14 protein-coding genes and 1 riboswitch are annotated in these 17,382 nt (G+C 55.6%); of the genes, 7 read left to right on the forward strand and 7 right to left on the reverse strand.

The window, feature by feature from the left end:
- Positions 1 to 22 precede the first annotated feature (22 nt).
- A riboswitch (Lysine riboswitch) is annotated at positions 23 to 191 on the forward strand.
- A 65-nt stretch (positions 192 to 256) separates the two neighbouring features.
- From dapA to dapD, 3 genes are read left to right on the forward strand one after another with little or no spacing between them, the layout of a single operon-like run.
- Entirely contained in the window at positions 257 to 2,566 is a 2,310-nt protein-coding gene (dapA, locus tag DW024_RS10265; protein WP_118377188.1) for a 4-hydroxy-tetrahydrodipicolinate synthase, read from the forward strand.
- Positions 2,559 to 3,299 (forward strand): 4-hydroxy-tetrahydrodipicolinate reductase, encoded by a 741-nt coding sequence (gene dapB / locus DW024_RS05715; protein ID WP_199576939.1) that lies wholly within the window; start codon positions 2,559 to 2,561, stop codon positions 3,297 to 3,299. Before dapA ends, dapB begins: the two co-directional genes overlap by 8 nt.
- A 39-nt stretch (positions 3,300 to 3,338) precedes the next feature.
- Positions 3,339 to 4,058 (forward strand): 2,3,4,5-tetrahydropyridine-2,6-dicarboxylate N-acetyltransferase, encoded by a 720-nt coding sequence (dapD, locus tag DW024_RS05720; protein WP_118377189.1) that lies wholly within the window; start codon positions 3,339 to 3,341, stop codon positions 4,056 to 4,058.
- 275 nt (positions 4,059 to 4,333) lie between these two features.
- Here dapD and DW024_RS05725 read toward each other — a convergent pair whose 3' ends face one another.
- Positions 4,334 to 4,606 carry a hypothetical protein gene (locus DW024_RS05725; protein WP_118377190.1) on the reverse strand — a complete coding sequence of 91 codons (273 nt, stop codon included), beginning with the start codon at positions 4,604 to 4,606 and terminating at the stop codon, positions 4,334 to 4,336.
- Positions 4,607 to 4,815: 209 nt separating this feature from the next.
- On the opposite strand from DW024_RS05725, the gene DW024_RS05730 reads away from it, so the two are divergent.
- From DW024_RS05730 to DW024_RS05745, 4 genes are read left to right on the forward strand one after another with little or no spacing between them, the layout of a single operon-like run.
- On the forward strand, positions 4,816 to 5,586 hold the full coding sequence (locus DW024_RS05730) for a zinc ribbon domain-containing protein (RefSeq protein WP_118377191.1): 771 nt from the start codon (positions 4,816 to 4,818) through the stop codon (positions 5,584 to 5,586).
- A 45-nt stretch (positions 5,587 to 5,631) separates the two neighbouring features.
- Positions 5,632 to 6,018, forward strand: a complete 387-nt coding sequence (locus DW024_RS05735) for a hypothetical protein (protein ID WP_158572168.1) — start codon at positions 5,632 to 5,634, stop codon at positions 6,016 to 6,018.
- 30 nt (positions 6,019 to 6,048) lie between these two features.
- Positions 6,049 to 6,846 carry a zinc ribbon domain-containing protein gene (locus DW024_RS05740; RefSeq protein ID WP_118377193.1) on the forward strand — a complete coding sequence of 266 codons (798 nt, stop codon included), beginning with the start codon at positions 6,049 to 6,051 and terminating at the stop codon, positions 6,844 to 6,846.
- A gap of 57 nt (positions 6,847 to 6,903) precedes the next feature.
- Positions 6,904 to 8,232 carry an SPFH domain-containing protein gene (locus DW024_RS05745; RefSeq protein WP_158572169.1) on the forward strand — a complete coding sequence of 443 codons (1,329 nt, stop codon included), beginning with the start codon at positions 6,904 to 6,906 and terminating at the stop codon, positions 8,230 to 8,232.
- A 58-nt stretch (positions 8,233 to 8,290) separates the two neighbouring features.
- Here the strand turns inward: DW024_RS05745 and DW024_RS05750 are convergent, their stop codons facing one another.
- From DW024_RS05750 to DW024_RS05775, 6 genes are all read right to left on the reverse strand, one after another.
- Positions 8,291 to 9,295: a nucleoid-associated protein gene (locus DW024_RS05750; RefSeq protein ID WP_118377194.1), complete on the reverse strand. Its 1,005-nt coding sequence runs from the start codon at positions 9,293 to 9,295 to the stop codon at positions 8,291 to 8,293.
- A 92-nt stretch (positions 9,296 to 9,387) separates the two neighbouring features.
- The gene (locus DW024_RS05755) at positions 9,388 to 10,548 is read right to left on the reverse strand and encodes an Mbeg1-like protein (RefSeq protein ID WP_118377195.1); all 1,161 of its coding nucleotides are present in this window, start codon (positions 10,546 to 10,548) and stop codon (positions 9,388 to 9,390) included.
- Positions 10,549 to 10,662: 114 nt separating this feature from the next.
- Positions 10,663 to 11,613, reverse strand: coding sequence for an L-lactate dehydrogenase (locus DW024_RS05760; protein ID WP_006234343.1), 951 nt, complete (start codon positions 11,611 to 11,613; stop codon positions 10,663 to 10,665).
- Positions 11,614 to 11,814: 201 nt separating this feature from the next.
- Complete coding sequence (locus DW024_RS05765) at positions 11,815 to 12,978, reverse strand: pyridoxal phosphate-dependent aminotransferase (RefSeq protein ID WP_118377196.1); 1,164 nt, start codon at positions 12,976 to 12,978, stop codon at positions 11,815 to 11,817.
- Positions 12,979 to 13,096: 118 nt separating this feature from the next.
- A complete protein-coding gene (locus tag DW024_RS05770) occupies positions 13,097 to 15,097 on the reverse strand; it encodes an NAD(+) synthase (protein ID WP_118377197.1) in 2,001 nt (666 codons plus the stop codon).
- Positions 15,098 to 15,409: 312 nt separating this feature from the next.
- Positions 15,410 to 17,382 (reverse strand): radical SAM protein (locus DW024_RS05775; RefSeq protein ID WP_118377198.1); only part of this gene is annotated, 1,973 nt, incomplete at its 5' end.

The raw sequence follows: 17,382 nt of genomic DNA on the forward strand, positions 1-17,382 counted from the left end.
GTGCAACGTGGTAGGGTCGTTACCACTTGATAGAGGCGCGGGCACGAAGAACCGCGGGCGAGCCGGCAGGCTTTGACCCCGTGGGGAGGCGAAACCCGCCGAACTGGGTTTTTCGGGCACGAACAACCTGGTGGGCCTGTGGGAAACACCCACAGGACTGTCTGCAGCAATGCGGGAGCGCTATCCGGACATTGGGTCCACGCTATGCGGATTCGATGCGCAGATGGCGCCGTCTGGATAGCGAGGTTTACGGGACATGGCATTGACCCCCAACGAGGCATATGCGGCCAAGCAGCCGTTTGTGGACAAGGAGACGCTCGAGCATATCGTCGAGCAGTTCCCCACGCCGTTTCATCTATACGACGAGGCGGGCATCCGCCGCAACATGCAAGAAGTGCGCGACGCCTTTGCATGGAACCCGGGCTTTAAGGAATACTTTGCCGTCAAGGCCAACCCCAACCCGGCGCTCATCTCCATTCTCAACGAATACGGCTGCGGCTGCGATTGCTCGAGCTATACCGAGCTCATGATCGCCCGCTCGCTGGGTATCACGGGACACGACATCATGTTCTCGTCCAACGATACGCCGGCTGCCGACTTTGAGCTCGCCGACAAACTGGGTGCCATCGTCAACTTTGACGACATCAGCCACATCGAGTTCTTTGAGCACGTTGCGGGGCCAATCCCCAAGACGGTCAGTTGCCGCTTTAATCCAGGCGGCCTGTTCCAGCTCTCCAACGGCATCATGGACAATCCGGGCGACTCCAAGTACGGCATGACCACCGAGCAGCTCTTCGAGGCCTTCCGCACGCTCAAGGCCAAGGGCGCCGAGCGCTTTGGCATCCACGCATTCCTTGCCAGCAACACCGTCACCAACGACTACTACCCCAAGCTCGCGCGCATCCTCTTTGAGCTTGCCGTGCGCCTGGAGCGCGAGACCGGCGCACACGTCGCCTTCATCAACCTATCCGGCGGCGTCGGTATCCCCTACCTGCCCGAGCAGCAGGCCAACGACATCCACGCCATCGGTGAAGGGGTGCACACGGCCTACGACGAGATTCTGGTTCCCGCCGGCATGGGCGATGCGGCAATCTGTACCGAGATGGGCCGCTTTATGATGGGCCCCTATGGGTGCCTGGTCACCAAGACCATCCATGAGAAGCAGATCTACAAGGACTATATCGGCGTGGACGCCAGTGCCGTTGACCTTATTCGTCCCGCCATGTATGGCGCCTACCACCACATTACGGTGATGGGCCAGCCGGGTGGCGACGACAAGACCACAGCGCCCGTTACGGACACCTACGACATCACGGGCAACCTATGCGAGAACAACGATAAGTTCGCCATCGACCGCGAGCTGCCGCATATCGACATGGGTGATGTGCTCGTGATTCACGACACCGGCGCGCATGGCTACTCCATGGGCTACAACTACAACGGCCGTCTGCGCTCCGCCGAGGTCCTGCTGCGCCCCGATGGCGCGGCAGACCTCATCCGCCGCGCCGAGCGCCCGGGCGATTACTTTGCCACGCTCGACGTGCTGCCGTGCGGCCGCGAGCTGCTGGCCAAATCGCGCGCCGAAAGCGCCCGCCGTCGCGCTCAGGACGAGCGCCTAGCAGTCGCCGCCCAATGGAACAAACGCGTCCAGATCGCGGAAGCGAAGGAGAAAAACATGGATGTCCGCAACCTCGAGGGCTCGGTCGTCGCCCTCGTCACCCCGTTTAAAAAGGACGGCAGTGTCGACTTTGACGCACTTGAGCGCCTTATCGATTTCCACCTGCAAAATGGCACCGACGCCATCCTCACCCTGGGCACCACCGGCGAGAGCGCTACGATGACCGACGACGAGGACAACTCCGTTGTCGCCGCGGTGGTCAAGCAGGTTGCAGGCCGTGTCCCCGTCATCGCCGGCTCGGGCTCCAACTCCACGCAGACCATGCTCACCAAGTCGCTCACCTATCAGGGTCTGGGCGCCGACGGCCTGCTGCTCATTACCCCCTACTACAACAAGTCCAACGAAGAGGGCATCTACCAGCACTTTAAGACCGTTGCCGATGCCGTAGATATCCCCTGCATCCTGTACAACATCCCCGGCCGCTGCGGCTGCGGCATCAGCGAGCGCAACGTGGAGCGCCTGGCCGCGCACCCCAACATCATGGGTATTAAGGAAGCCTCGGGCAACGTCGCCTACGCGGCCAAGATCGCCCACCTGCTGTCCGACGACTTCCGCATGTACTCAGGCGAGGACGCACTTACCGTACCGCTCATGAGCCTGGGCGCCTCGGGCACCATCAGCGTGTGGGCCGATGTTCAGCCGCAGCTCGTACACGACATGTGCCGCGCCTATCTGGACGGCGATGTGGCGCGTGCCCGCGATATCCAGATTGCCGGCCAGCCGCTCATCAATGCCCTCTTTAGTGAGGTCAACCCCATCCCCGTTAAGGAAGCGCTCGCCCAGATGGGTATGATCGAGGCAAACTACCGTATGCCGCTGTGCCCCATGGCCAACGACACACGCGCTGCACTTACCGATGCTCTGAAGGGAGCTGGTCTGCTTGATTAAGACCGTCATTATGGGAACGGGCCGTATGGGCTCGCTCATCCGCACTACCGCCGAGGGCGTTGTCGACGCCGCTGGAGAGCCCGTTTTTGATATCGTGGCCCAGATTGGCTTCGATTTGAGCGAGCTCGAGAACGCACCGGTTGCCGATGTGATTATCGACTTCTCAAACGTCGTGACCTTCGACGCCGTCGTCGCCTATGTCGAACGCACGGGCGCCGCGTTGGTCTCGGGCACCACGGGCTACACACCCGAGCAGATGGATCGCCTGCGTGAGCTGGGTCAGAACGCCCGCGTCATGCACTCCGGCAATTACTCCATCGGTATCGCAGCCCTGCGTCATCTGGTAGCACAGGCCACACGCGAGCTACCGGGCTTTGACTGCGAAATCGTCGAGACGCACCATAACCAAAAGGTCGACGCCCCCAGCGGCACTGCCAAATTGTTGCTCGACGCCGTCGTCGAAGCTGAGCCCGAGGCAGGCTACCACCCCGTCTATGGCCGCGAGGGCATGTGCGGCGCGCGCGACCCCAAGGAAATCGGCATGCACTCGCTGCGCGGCGGCACCGTAGCCGGCGTGCACGAGGTGAGTTTCTTTGGCCAGGACGAGGAGATCACGCTCACCCACCGCGCCACGAGTCGTCAGATCTTTGTCAACGGCGCCTTGGCAGCCGCGCAAAAGCTCGTCACCCGCGAACCCGGCTTCTACACCTTCGACCAGGTCATGTTCGCCTAACTAGTTATCAACCATATCCCCTCAAAGGAGAGACAGCATATGAGCAACGCAGCCGAGATGGATGCACAGGAGATTATCAACTACATCGCCACCGCGCCCAAGAAAACGCCCGTCAAACTGTACGTGCGCGAAAAGCCGGGTATGAAGGTCCAGTGGGGCAATGCGCACGTCTACGGCGGTCGTCGTGGCAAGACCGTCTTTGGTGACTGGGATGAGCTTAAGACCATCCTGGACGCCAATGCCGATTCCATCGATTACTACGACGTTGAAAACGATTGCCGCAACTCCGCCGTGCCCATGCTCGACCTTAAGGGCATCAACGCCCGCATCGAGCCGGGCGCGATCATCCGCGACCGCGTCGAGATTGGCGACCGTGCCGTGATCATGATGGGCGCCATCATCAACATCGGCTCCGTCATCGGCGAGGGTTCCATGATCGATATGGGCGCCGTGCTGGGCGGTCGCGCCACCGTGGGCAAGAACTGCCACATCGGCGCCGGCACCGTGTTGGCGGGCGTCGTGGAGCCCGCCAGCGCCACGCCCGTCATCATCGAGGACGATGTCATGATCGGCGCTAACGCCGTGGTCCTGGAAGGCGTGCGCGTGGGCAAGGGCGCTGTTGTCGCCGCCGGCGCCGTGTGCGTCGAGGACGTCCCCGACGGTGCCGTCGTGGCCGGTGTCCCCGCCCGCGTCATCAAGATGCGCGACGAGAAGACCGACAGTAAGACCGGTCTCGAAGAGGGCCTACGTCAACTGTAGGGTTACGCGGTTTTACCAAACCGCGTAACTAGTCGACGCTACAAACGCCCCTAGGCGGCAATCTGACGTTCAATCGTCGGTCGCGTACCGAAGTACGCTTCCCTCCTCTTTCACGTCACCTTGCTCGCCTAGGGGCGTTTTCGCTAACGTATGCTCAGTCTGCAACTCAATTCAGCTCCAAGCAAAAAGGCCGAAGTCCCAAAGGGCTTCGGCCTTCTTCATCTCAGGGTTCCATCGTATTCAACCATTCAATAAGCCGATGACAAAACGCCCACTCATTCGAAAAGGTCCTCGTCGGAAATCGCATCGTGATCCATTGACTCAAACTCCGCGAGCTCCTCAGGAGTTAAGGCGTCCTCAAACGGAATAAACTCGTGCGGACCATTCTTGATTCTGTCCACCGCGATGCGATCAATCTCAAGCTCGCGCAGATACTGCAGCGCCCATTTAGGGCACTTGCGAATTGTAGAGAGCGATTCGCTTGCCTCGGTAGTCGAAAGGACCTGATCCTTCTTGAATACCGGTTTTCCCAAAACTAACGGAGCCATGATTGTCTCCAGTATCGTACGAGCAACATTCCGGACAGTATTTCAAGTTACAGTTAACCCAACAGCCAGGCAATACTTAACCACCTATCAACCTTTCCATGATGGAATGATTAAAGTGAATCAGAGAGGGAGCAATAAGCTTCACTAACTTGTTTAGTGAAGCTTGACGGTACCGTCAAGCCGCTTGATTTCTTTTAGCGAGGTTACCGATGCCCTTCTGCACTCATTGCGGCAAGCCGCTCCATGGTTCTGAATCATATTGCAGCTATTGCGGAAGCCCCATACCAATCGAGCCCGTCCAACCCAAACAACCGAAATCGCCCAAATCTAAAAAGAATAAGACTAAGGACGACAACAAGCTGTTCATTAAAGGCAATGCCGATCTGTCTCCTTTTGACGCGTTTAATAAAACTCGCTCTTACAAAGTAATTAATGCAACCAAAGACCTTGTATATCACGTCAAAGGAAAACGAAGCGAAGATAAGTCCGTCTACTCTTTTTTAGCTGAAGGTGGATATCCCCAAGCATCACTTACATTTATGCATATGGCTATAGATGGAGATATGTTTAATCCTGACGACTCGGGCAGCTATGACAGCTCGGTCCAGATGCACATCTCTCATGAGGACGTTCGTGATAGGGAGCGAAAAGAAATGCCTGAGCGCCCCAATTCCCTGCTTGAACGCCTCGTAACGCACAAGCCAAGGCTCACTCAAGATGAAAGCTATCGATTTGAGGAGAGCTTCAACCCGCTCGGCTTCGTTTCGGGTGAACAGCAACACGTGGCCGGTCCATACATCGCTAAGAGCAGCAAACCTTTCGGGTGCAAAAAACCAACGAAAACCGAGATTTACCGGGATGGAAGCCTTGTTGCAGCTGTCAAGCCAAAAGACGACAAAACCATCGTCGTGCTGTTCGACAAGCAGTCCCATCGAGAGATTGCCCTTTTGTTTGCTTTCGCATTATATCTACCCTATTAGAATAAGGCCTAAAAAATGAAGTATTGCTATTACTGCGGAGCTGAAATGCGCGAAGGACTCTCCTTCTGCACAAAATGCGGCAAAGCGGTGCCCTCTCCAGCCCAGCCGAACTCGAATTCTACTAAAGCCCCAGGGGCCGTTAAGACGGAGACCGTGTATCTCGACTCCAATCAGCAGGCACAAACCAGCAAAGACGCAGACGATAAATTACGGACAGATGAATCAAATAAGGACCACAATGTCGAGATAAACCAGTCTCCCGATTCCAGCGAATTGTCCACGGCGGTGAATTCGACCTTTCGCGAACTCGCAAACCTGGCCACATTGGGATTCAAAAAATGGAAAACCCTTAACACCAAGGGAAAAATCGCAGCCGCTATCGCCGCCTTGTTCATCTGGTCCATGCTTCGCAGACTGTTCTTTCTGTTTTAAATCAATCCCCTACTGATACGGAATCTGACAATGCGTTATTGCATAACCTGCGGAAATATACTGCTCGATGGCGATATCTACTGCGGTCACTGCGGTGCGGCAGTACCGGAATGGATGCGCAAAATCCCAGGCGAGGAAGAGAGCCTACCCAATGAGGCCCAAAAATCCGTTCCGCACAGTGCCAAACAATCCTCTGAGCCAAATCAGCCGCAGCACAAGTCTGACAATAATAAGCAGGAGGCAGAGGAGAAACATAAAGGGCCCCTCAAATGCCCAGCATGCGGTGAGCTCCTCTCGCCCCATGAGAACACGTGCCCGTCATGCGGCTACAAACTCAAAGAAGCTTCCGAAGGAGCCATCGGACGGCTCTATCAAACCATCAACTCGATTGAAGAGAAGCGTCCAAAGAAGGAAAAAGCCACATCGACAGACATTAGTCCCACCGACAAGAAAATTGCAAGTGCAATCAAATCGTTTCCCATCCCCTCTGAAAAAGAGGATCTTATTGAATTCCTTTCTGTTGCCAATTCGAACATCGACCCATACACAGATGTTCACGACGCCTCGAAAATCAGCGAATCAGAGCGGCTTATTTCCAAAGCGTGGAAGTCGCAGTTTGACCAAGCATATGCGAAAGCCGAACGACTATTCGGAAATACCAGGGACTTTGAGCAATTCAAAGTGATGAGGGGTAGTAAGGAAAAGGAACTTCAAGATCGCGAAAAAACCGCTGCAATCTCAACGGCGATTCCATTCATTGTTTCAATTGCGCTCTCCCTAGGCTCATTGGGTGTCCTATTTGCCCTGCGCGCCTGTGGAGCAGATTAATTCACCAACAAATCCGTTGCATTTGCAGCCACTAGCATCGAAAACCCGGAGGTCAACATGTCGTCAAAACCAATAAACACAGGAATGATGGACCAAATCAGATGCGATCAAAAGGATTATCTGATTTGGAAATGGCGACCTGACAATAACGCTCGTCGCGAGAATGCGATTCGATGGGGATCGTCGCTCCGCGTAAGAGAGGGATCCGTTGCCGTTTTTGTCTATCGACCAAGGGGTGGCGAACTCATTCAGGAATATATCGAAGGCCCATTTGACAAGACCCTTGAAACGTCGAACCTGCCGATAATCGCCAACCTCGTCGCGCTAGCATACGGCGGTGGGACACCTTTCCAAGCCGAAGTCTATTTCATCAACCTTGCAAAAGTGCTGCAATCTAAATTTGCAGTCAGGTACTTCGACGTCTTCGATTCTCGTTACCCAGAGTTCGGGATTCCGGTCGCCGTAAGAGGAACCATCACGTATTGCATAGCCGATTACCGACGTTTCATCAAATTGCATCGCCTCGATGAATTCGATGCCGCGGACCTCCAGAAGCAAATCAAAGACCACGTTGCACGCAAGGTTAAAAGCATCGTGGCGGACGTGGCCACAACACAACAGCTCCCCATTCAACAGCTTGAAAACAAGACGGATAACATCTCCCGATTAGCGATTGAGACGCTCTCGGAAAAGCTCAATGCACTATTCGGGGTCGAACTGTCCAGCGTTGATGTCTCTGCGATTGATATCGATAAGGACAGCGAGGCATTCAATCAACTGATGGCCGTTACCCGCGATATCACAGCCGCAACCGCTAGGGCGAAGGCCGAGGCTGATATTAAAACCATTCATGATGCCCAGCAAATAAAGATGCAGAACCTGGCAGAACAGCTCCGCATTGAACGAGAGGAATCTCAGTACAGCATTCACAAGCAGACTCAATCCTCCAATATGGCCGCCTATCAAATTGAAGCACAAACAGCTGTCGGCGTTGCGGGCGCAGAGGCTCTTGGTCAAAGCGGCCAAACTGGAGGCGCAACCCCAGATTCAGGATTGAACATGGCTGGAATCACAGCTGGGATAGCAATCGGAGGTGCCCTAGGACAGAATATAGCCGGTAACATGAATAGTCTGTTGGAAGTCGGCGTTCAAACTCCGCCGCCCCTCCCCCGTGATGGCTACTATGTTGCCAGTGGCAACGAAGCAAATGGTCCTTTTCCCATTCAAACGCTGCGTCAAATGAGCGCTGCGGGGTCATTGGACACTTCGACGTTGGTGTGGAAGCAGGGCATGGCCGACTGGCAATCCGCGGGAATCATTCAGGAGCTGGCGGATTTGTTCGCCAGGTCAACAACTCCGCCACCCATCCCGCGCCAAGAGAAATAGCAGAAATAGAGAAAAGGACAGCGGGCCGAAGGGACAGTTCCTTCGGCCCGCTCTTATGTTATCGATTCTCGATGCTGCCGATGTTTTTGAGCTCGATGGAGATGAGGCCGTTGGGTTCGTTGACAAACTCGATGTACTCGGAGTTCGAACCCATCTCGGCCGGGAAGCTGATCTCGATTCCCGTATCGGTACGAATCTTATGATTGCGCACCGCCGCGCGCTCGACCTGTTTGCGCTCCACGGGAACGCGCTCGGGAACCTTCTCCTCGGTCAGTGCCGCGCGCACACTTTCCTTGATGACCGGCTCGTCCTCAAAGACCTCATCGACGATATCCCAGGGCGGAAGCTCCTCGTCATCCTCGACCTTCTCGGCCACAGCGGCCTTAACCTTGGCGAGTGCCACGGCCGTGTTGGCGCCGTGCTCCTCGGCGACTTCCTCAACCACACGCGTCACGGTGTCGATGACCTCCTTGCCCGATACGCCCGTGTCGCACTGCAGCAGGCCATCGGGGATAAGCATACGGTCCTCGCCGGCAATCTTGCGCTTCTTGTCCACGTAGCCGATCTCCATGGTGCTCGCGCGCACGATGGCATAGCTCGGCACCTTTTGCGAGGGGTTCGGCAGAATGGCGTAGTGGCGCGCGATGTCGTTGCGCACCTCCCCCTCCTCGCGGCCCACTTCGTGCATAAAAGCCTGCTTGGAGCCCAGCAGCATCACGGCAAACCAGCGGGCATCCTCATCGTCGTCAAAATCGGCCACGAGCACGTCAGTGGACTCGGCTTTCTCGGCTTTGGTAAGCTCGGAGGAGATAAACTCCGCAATCTGCTGCGACAGGTCCACGAACTCGCGCTCGCCAAAGAAATAGCCCTTGAGCTCGCCGCCAAACGCAGAGTTCTCGGCAAACGTGGCGCGTTTATTATCGGCAGAGGTGCGTGCGCGGCGCAGATGCGTGGTCACGAAGCTGCGCACGGTACGGCTCTCGATATCGAGCTCGCGCTGGCTCATGACGTTGACGGCAGAGTCAAAGTCCAGGATATGCAGAATCGCGTGATTGATTTTCATATACGGCATTCCGTTCTAGATCGAATTGAGCACAAATCAGTATAGCGGTCGGCAGATTGGTGCATCGGGGTCAGGTTGCTTTGCACCAATGGTTAGCGCAGGAGCTCGGACTGCCATGCCTCGAGCTGCTCGGCAAAGCTCTTGCCGGCAACGGGCATGTCGACCTGGGGTCGTTTGGGCAACAGCGCGCATTTAAGGATTGCCACGATGGTCTGCGAGACAAAGCGTCGCGTATCCTTGTCAAAGCCTTGCGCAGCCTGGAGCATCACAGGCAGGCTCTCGCGCAGATTCCCAGCGATATCCGCAAACCGCTCAGCACCCGTAGCCTCAAACACGGAGAACAACGCATCTACAAAACGCTCGCGCTCGCTAGGTGACACCGCAAGCAGCATCTCGCGAATGGAGCCATCAACGTATCGAGCGCCGGCAGACAGGCGCTCACAGTACACGAAGTCGCGACCATCAACCACCCAGCTAAAGGGATTGTGCTGCAGCAGGCTGAACTCGGTGCTCTCAACGATGGCATAGTCCTCCTGCGTCTCGAACATCATGCCAAAGATCGACGACCGAGGCAGCGTCTTATCGATTCGACCGGAAAGATCGGCAAAGGCGCTGCCGCTCAGAAACTCCTCGACGAAGCCCGGACCATCATGGGAATACGCCCGTTCGATTCGCCCACGGGCGACATCGGAGCACATCGCTGCACCGTACACCGCAAGGTTTCCGCCCTTGGAATGACCTCCGCACAAAAGCGGCCCGCCAATCGCATCCGCTGCCTCGTCCACATAACGCGCCGCGGATTCCTGGGAGGGCACGGGACACCGGAACGCCATGTTAAAGTCCTCTTTCCAGCCCACAATCGTGCTGTCGGTCCCCCGGAAGGAAAGATAACTAAACCCCGCCGGAAACCGGAACGCCATGGCTGCAAACTGCTCTGTCGCCACCACATCGCTCACGGCACGATAGCCGCATACGTGCACGCCACGGTAGCGAGGGCTTGCTGCCACGGCCTCCAACAAGGCCCTGCTCCCCTCTGGGTCCCACAGGTCGCCAATCATGTCCCGGTAGCACTCGGCACGAAGCAGCTCGCGTACGTCTAGGCCCTGCCAGTTCGTCAGCTCCGCCATATCACCCGGCAAACGCAAATAGGACAACCACGCAAAGACCAGGCTATCCACCGCGCAGAACGGCCGTTCCTCAAACGGGTCAAACGCCGTCTGGGCATAGGTCAAAAAATTAGGCGAATCCGACATGGCGCTCCCATCAACTATGGCGCATTGGGATAAGGTTACTTTGCACCAAAAAGGCGCCCGGACCGTGTGGACCGGACGCCTTTCATTGTAGCCTGTTGCCCAAAAGAGCTTGATTTAGCAGGAGAAGTCGACGCTGTCGATGATGTCCTTGAGGGCCTTGGCGGAGGCGGTAAGCTCATGCTGCTCGTCATCGTTCAGCGGCACGGGGACGCGGCAGACAACGCCGTCGCGGCCAACGACGGTCGGCATGGAGATGGCAAGATCGGACAGGCCGTACTCGCCCACCATGAGCGAGGAAACGGGCAGAACGGTCTGCTCGTCACGCATGACGGCAGTGCAGATGCGCTTGACGGCCATGGCGACGCCATAGTAGGTAGCGTGCTTCTTCTCGATGATGGTGTAGGCGGAGTTCTTGACGTCCTCGGCGATGCGCTTCTCGGCAGCCTCATGCTCCAGATGACCGTGAAGCTCGCAGAAGGTGTTCAGCGGAACGCCGGCAACCTGGGCGCTGGACCAAGCAACGAACTCGGAGTCGCCGTGCTCGCCCATGACATAGGCCTGGACATCGCGCGGGTCGACCTCAACGTGGGCACCAAGCATCTGCTGCAGACGGCCGGTGTCGAGCACGGTGCCGGAACCGATGACATGGCCCTCAGGAAGGCCGGACATCTTGATGGCGGCGTAGGTCAAAACGTCGACCGGGTTGGAGACGATGAGCAGAATGCCGTCGAAGCCGGACTTCTTAATCTCGGGGATAATGGACTTAAAAATGTTGACGTTCTTGTTGACAAGGTCCAGGCGGGTCTCACCGGGCTTCTGGGCAGCTCCAGCGGTGACGACGATCATGGCGGCGTCGGCGACATCGGAATAATCGCCGGCGTAGATCTTCATCGGCTCGGCAAACGTCATGCCGTGCGCGATATCCAGAGCCTCACCCTCGGCGCGGTTCTTGTCCACGTCGATGAGGACCATCTCGGAGAACAGACCACTCTGCATCAACGCAAACGCCGAAGACGAGCCGACGAAACCGCAGCCGACAATAGCGACCTTCTTCTCGTTAACCATTAGAAACTCCCATCTCTCTCCACAAACAAGCCGCCCGGGAACGACCCGAGCGGCTTGCCGTAATCCCAATACATCCAATCGGGACTTTGATTATGCTCCTATTCGCAGCCAAATATCGACCGTTTACCGAAATTATTTGCAGGATTCGTAAAATAACTGCACGAAATCGGTTTCGAGCTATTGACGCGCCTAAATGGATTTCTAATACAGGCCCGCCTCGCGAATGGCCTCGACAGCCAAAGCAATCTGGTCGGGCGGCAGGACCAGCGCCATGCGCACGTGCCCCTCGCCCGAAGGACCAAAGCTCGCACCCGGCGTCACCACAACGCCGGCCTTCTCCATGAGCTCCTCGCAAAACGCCATGGAATCGGTACGGCCGCCGGGAAGCTTGGCCCACACAAACATAGAGCCATGCGCGTTGGGACGCTCCCAGCCCAGTCCCTCAAGACCGTCGCACAGGGCATCGCGACGCTCCTGGTACTTCAGACGCTGCGCCTCGACCTCATCGCGCGGGCCGTTCAGGCAGGCGATAGCAGCCTTCTGGATCGGGAAGAACATACCAAAGTCGATCTGGCCGCGCAGCTTGGCAAAGGCAGAGACCGCGTCCTCTCGGCCAACCAAAAAGCCGATACGCGCACCGGTGACGTTAAACGACTTGGAGAGCGAGAAGAACTCCACGCCCACCTCGAGCGCGCCGGGATACTGCAAGAAGCTGCCGCCCGGCTCGCCGTCGAACACGATGTCGGAATATGCGTTGTCGTGAACGATCAGCAGGTCGTGCTCACGGGCGAAAGCGATAATCTCCTCGTAGACCTCGGGCGTGCCCACCGAGCCGACCGGGTTCGCGGGCAGCGACACGATCATATACTTGGCACGATCGGCAACCTCGGGATCGATACCCGCCACATAGGGCAGGTAATTATGCTCGGCGACCAACGGATAGTACTCGAGCTTGGCATCGGCGATCTTGGCACCCGCCTCAAAGACCGGATAGCACGGATCGGGAACCAGAATGGTGTCACCCGGATCGAGCAGGGCCAGGCCCAAATGGCCCACGCCCTCCTGCGTGCCGTTGCACGACTGCACCATGGACGGCGTAATGCCCGAAACGCCAAAGCGACGCTCATAGTAATCGCACACGGCTTGCTTGAGCTCGGGCAGGTCGCGCAGGGCATACTTCCACATCTCGGGATCTTGGGCTGCTTGCGTGAGTGCCTCGACCACGTGGCCGTACGGCTTAAAGTCGGGCGTTCCCACGCTCATGTTGTAAATGGTCTTACCCTGAGCCTTCAGCGCGAGGAGCATGTTGTTGAGCGAGGCGAAGACCTCCGCGCCAAAGCGGTCGAGACGCTGCGATGCCTGCATGGTGCCACCTTTCGATATAAAAAACGCGGCGCTCCGACAAGAGCGCCGCGCGATACGGGCCATCAGATTGCAAAAGTGTAACGCTTACAAACCCCGCATTGGTTCAATTTAGCCAACCTTAGTCAATTGCATTGAGCGCGTCGATCTGCGCAAGCCACAAACGCGAGCTGGCGTCACTCGGCATACGCCAATCGCCGCGCGGGCTGAGCGTCACCGAGCCCACCTTGGGACCATCGGGCAAGCAGCTGCGCTTAAACTGCTGGGCAAAGAAGCGACGATAGAACGTACGCAACCACGCGCGGACGGTCTTGGCGTCGTAGACGCCCTCGAAGCTCTTGAGCGCCATGCGGTAGATCTTGCCCGGCTCAAAGCCAAAACGCAGCAGGTAGTAGAGGAAGTAGTCGTGCAGCTCATACGGGCCCACCAAATCCTCGGTCTTCTGCGCAATCTCGCCATCGCCCGTTGGTGGCAGAAGCTCGGGGGACACCGGCGTATCGAGGATATCGAGCAGCACCTCGGCAATACGCCCGCCAAAGACATCAGCCGCATAACGCACCAGATGACGCACAAGCGTCTTGGGCACGCTCGCGTTGACGGCGTACATGCTCATGTGGTCGCCGTTATAGGTAGCCCAGCCGAGCGCCAGCTCTGACAGATCGCCCGTGCCGATGACAAAACCGCCAGCCTGGTTGGCCAAATCCATCAGAATCTGCGTACGCTCGCGCGCCTGGCTGTTCTCGTAGGTCACGTCCTGGACGGCCGGATCGTGCTCAATGTCCCTGAAGTGCTGCTCCACGGCTGCATGGATTGAAACCTCGCGGAAGCTCACGCCTAGGTCGCGGGCGAGCGACTCGGCATTCGACTTGGTGCGATGCGTCGTGCCAAAACCTGGCATGGAGACCGCCGTGATACCCGTGCGCGGCAGCCCCAGCACATCGAAGGCACGCACGGTCACAAGCAGCGCCAGCGTGGAGTCCAAGCCGCCCGAAAGGCCGATGACCGCAGCCTTGGTGCCCGTGTGGGCAAGGCGGGTCTTGAGGCCAGCAGTCTGCAGATTGAGAATAGTCTCACAGCGCTCGGCCAGATCACCGTGGTCGGCCGGCACAAAGGGCGCGCGGGGGAAGACGCGGTCGATGTCGCAGGCGTTGCGCAGGACAGGTTCGTCTGTCAGCACGCCCTCAAACGAAAACTCAACGGTCGTGGCCTCCGGCGCATCGTCGGCGCGCGTCCACGTCGTCGAGCGGCGGCGCTCGGCAACCAGACGGTCAAGGTCAACGTCGGCGATGGCCATATCGCAGGTAAGCAGTTTGGTCGCGGCAAGCTTGGAGCCGTTTTCGTAGATAAGGTTCTCGCCCGCAAAGACCATATCGGTCGTGGACTCGCCCTCGCTCGCGTCTGCATAGGCATAGGCGCAGTACAGGCGCGCGCTTTGGTTAGAGATAAGGCCGCGGCGGTAATCCGCCTTGCCGATGATCTCGTCCGAGGCCGACGGGTTGAGGATCACCGTCGCACTGGCAAGCGCCATCTCGGTCGACGGGGGTGCCGGCACCCACAGGTCCTCACAGACCTCAACACCCAGCACCAGGTCCTCGGCGCCCTCATCACAGCAGCGGTAGATAAGCCCCGAGCCAAGCGGGACCGGACCCTGACCGGCAAAATCAACCCACACGGGATCCGCAGGCGCCGGAGCAAACCAACGGCGCTCATAGAACTCGCCATAGTTAGGCAGATACTTCTTGGCCGTAAGGCCCAAAAGCTCGCCCGCGCAGCACACGGCGGCGCAGTTGTAGATGTTTTCTGCCACCGCAACGGGCAAGCCAACGGTAAAGACGATCGGCAACTCACGGGTTCCATCGAGGATAAACTCAAGTGCCGCCTCGCAGGCATGCAGTAGTGTGCGGTTATGGAACAGGTCAGCCGCGGTATAGCCGCACAGATTAAGCTCGGGCAGCACCAGCGCGCGAACGCCACGCTCGGCAGCCTCACGAACAGCCGCCAACGCAACCTCGGCATTGCCCTCGACATCGGCAACGCGAATCTTGGGCGAGGCCGCCGCCACACGCAAAAAGCCGTCGTTCTTATTAGCCGAAACGCAGCATTGCCTTGTTGATCTGGACACTGGAGGCCCCTTCTACCCTGAGATTCAGTCTAACGGACGTTCACATATCTCTAACTAGCCAAAGCAACCTCTCAGTTTACTGAGACGCCAACCTGTGCTAAGAGCATGTATTCCAAAAATATCTTTAATTAAAAAAGGAGAAATCGATAATCGACTTCTCCTTTAAGCGAGGCAAGTTAATTCCGAAACTAATGGCAGAATTTATCCATGTAGTCCTCAAAGTCGAACACTTCTACCACGACGCCCTCTTCCTGAGACTCTTTCAGTTGCTCCAAGAGATCTTTGTTAATAACGTCCATGCAGAAACCTCCTCTATCTAATCAATTGTAGTATATCTGCTTTCATGCAATTATCAACCAACTTGTTTAATTGCTCCTCGTTTGTCGATAGTCCCTCTTTTTTCAAAATGTCGCGCACCTCGTTCTTAGTAATCGGCTTTTCAAACAACGAAAGCAAAGCGAACGAAAAATCATTAACCGCACACATTCTATGGGTGGCACAACTCAGCAGTACTCTTAACCCCTCTTTTGAGCGTCCGACTTCTTTAACAAACGAACTTTTAACCAATTGAAAACCGTTATCGTGCATTACATAATCGGCATCGATATTTGTATTCAGCAATCCATAATGCAACAGTTCTTCTATCGCCCTTGTCAGCTCGAGGTCGCCCTGATCAAGAATAAGAGAAATGCTACAATCGGCCTCCAATAAACGGGCCAACTTAAGGTATACCAACTGGGAAACAGCATAGACATGATGGTATTCAGAATTATAGAAGTAGGCAAATGGCTCAACGAGCACGACAGAGGTCTTGGAATCCAGCCAGATTCGATCAGCTGGATTTAGACTAGTTAGCCGTCGCTTTACTTTGGTCAAATGTCCCTTATACCTGACAGCGTGAATAGAATCTAGGATCCAGGTCACCTCTGAAATATGAAGCCGCTGGGGCAAGTCAATTGTGTCGCTACCGTTTATGACCTCTTGCATATAAAAATCAATATGATGCTCATCAGATAAGGATTTTGCTTCATTTAAAGTTAAACCAGTGCCTGAAACATAATCCACTTCGAGGCGCAAATCCTCATATTGGGACTTCGGCATTACAGAGACACCATACTTATCGGGATGATTCCAAACATCCGACCCCATAACGAGACCAAAATTCGTAAATCCTCTCGTGGAATATGGAACACCACATACCTGTTTTGAATAATTCAAAACATTCTCTGTATAAGCTAAGGTGTTCAGAGCCTCTTCTTTAGTTTCGGTCGGAAAGCCAATCATAAAAAATAGATGAACAGGAATACCCGCATTGAGACAATCATGGACATTGCGATCAATCCAATCAACTCTCGTGTTCTTCTTCATTAGATCAAGAACTCTTTGGTTGTATGACTCGAGGCCAAACTGAATCTGCCTACATCCACTTTGGTATATCTTGTTAAAAACTTCTGTACTTAGGGTTGGAGAGAACCTCGTTTCTCCATGCCAGAAAAACGTTTTTCCCGATGCGTTTATTTCATCCGCGAGTTGCTCCATTCTTTTGCCTTCGAATGTTTCATCCACAAAAGAGAAAACTCTCGTGCCGTATTTTTCATTTAACCGACACATTATTTCAAATACTCTCGATATAGGCATCTTTCGGTAACAACCACCGGTAGCACCGGGAATGGTGCAGAAGGCGCAATGATTAAAACACTGCCTAGAGGAATAAACCGGCAATATTAACTCAGGCATGAAGTATTTAGAAAGGGCGAAGCCATCGAAATCGGGAACTGTATCGTTGATAAATGTTTGCTCAATCCGATGGTTTTTATATATCTTTCCACCTTTAGCATGGCAAAGGTTTGGAACACAGTCGAGATTGTCATCACCAGAGTCAAGAGCCTCAAGAAGACGTGCAAGCGGCTCTTCGCCGTCATACATCATTATCGAATCAATGTATTCAAAAAAGGGATGCCATTCTTTCATGCAGTCATCTGCTAAACGAGTAATGTAATTGCCGCCCAATGAGACGTGTTTAACAGATGGACATTCTTCCTTAATCAGTTTCGCTAACGTAACTGCAGAAATCAATTGGAAACAGCCGCTCACCGAAATCCCAATAAACTCGAATTTTTCCCTCTGAATACGCTTAAGAAAGGCAGTTTCATAGAAGGAAATAAACGGATTATGCAAGGTATCCGCAAGCGATTTCATTATTTCTGGTGTCGAATAATAATCATAGGGCAGATCTATGGTAGTGTCGAGAAAGTTGGTGTAGCGTCCGATCCGAAGCGAGTCGG

It is taken from the genome of Collinsella sp. AF37-9 (assembly GCF_003475115.1).
GTDB lineage: Bacteria > Actinomycetota > Coriobacteriia > Coriobacteriales > Coriobacteriaceae > Collinsella.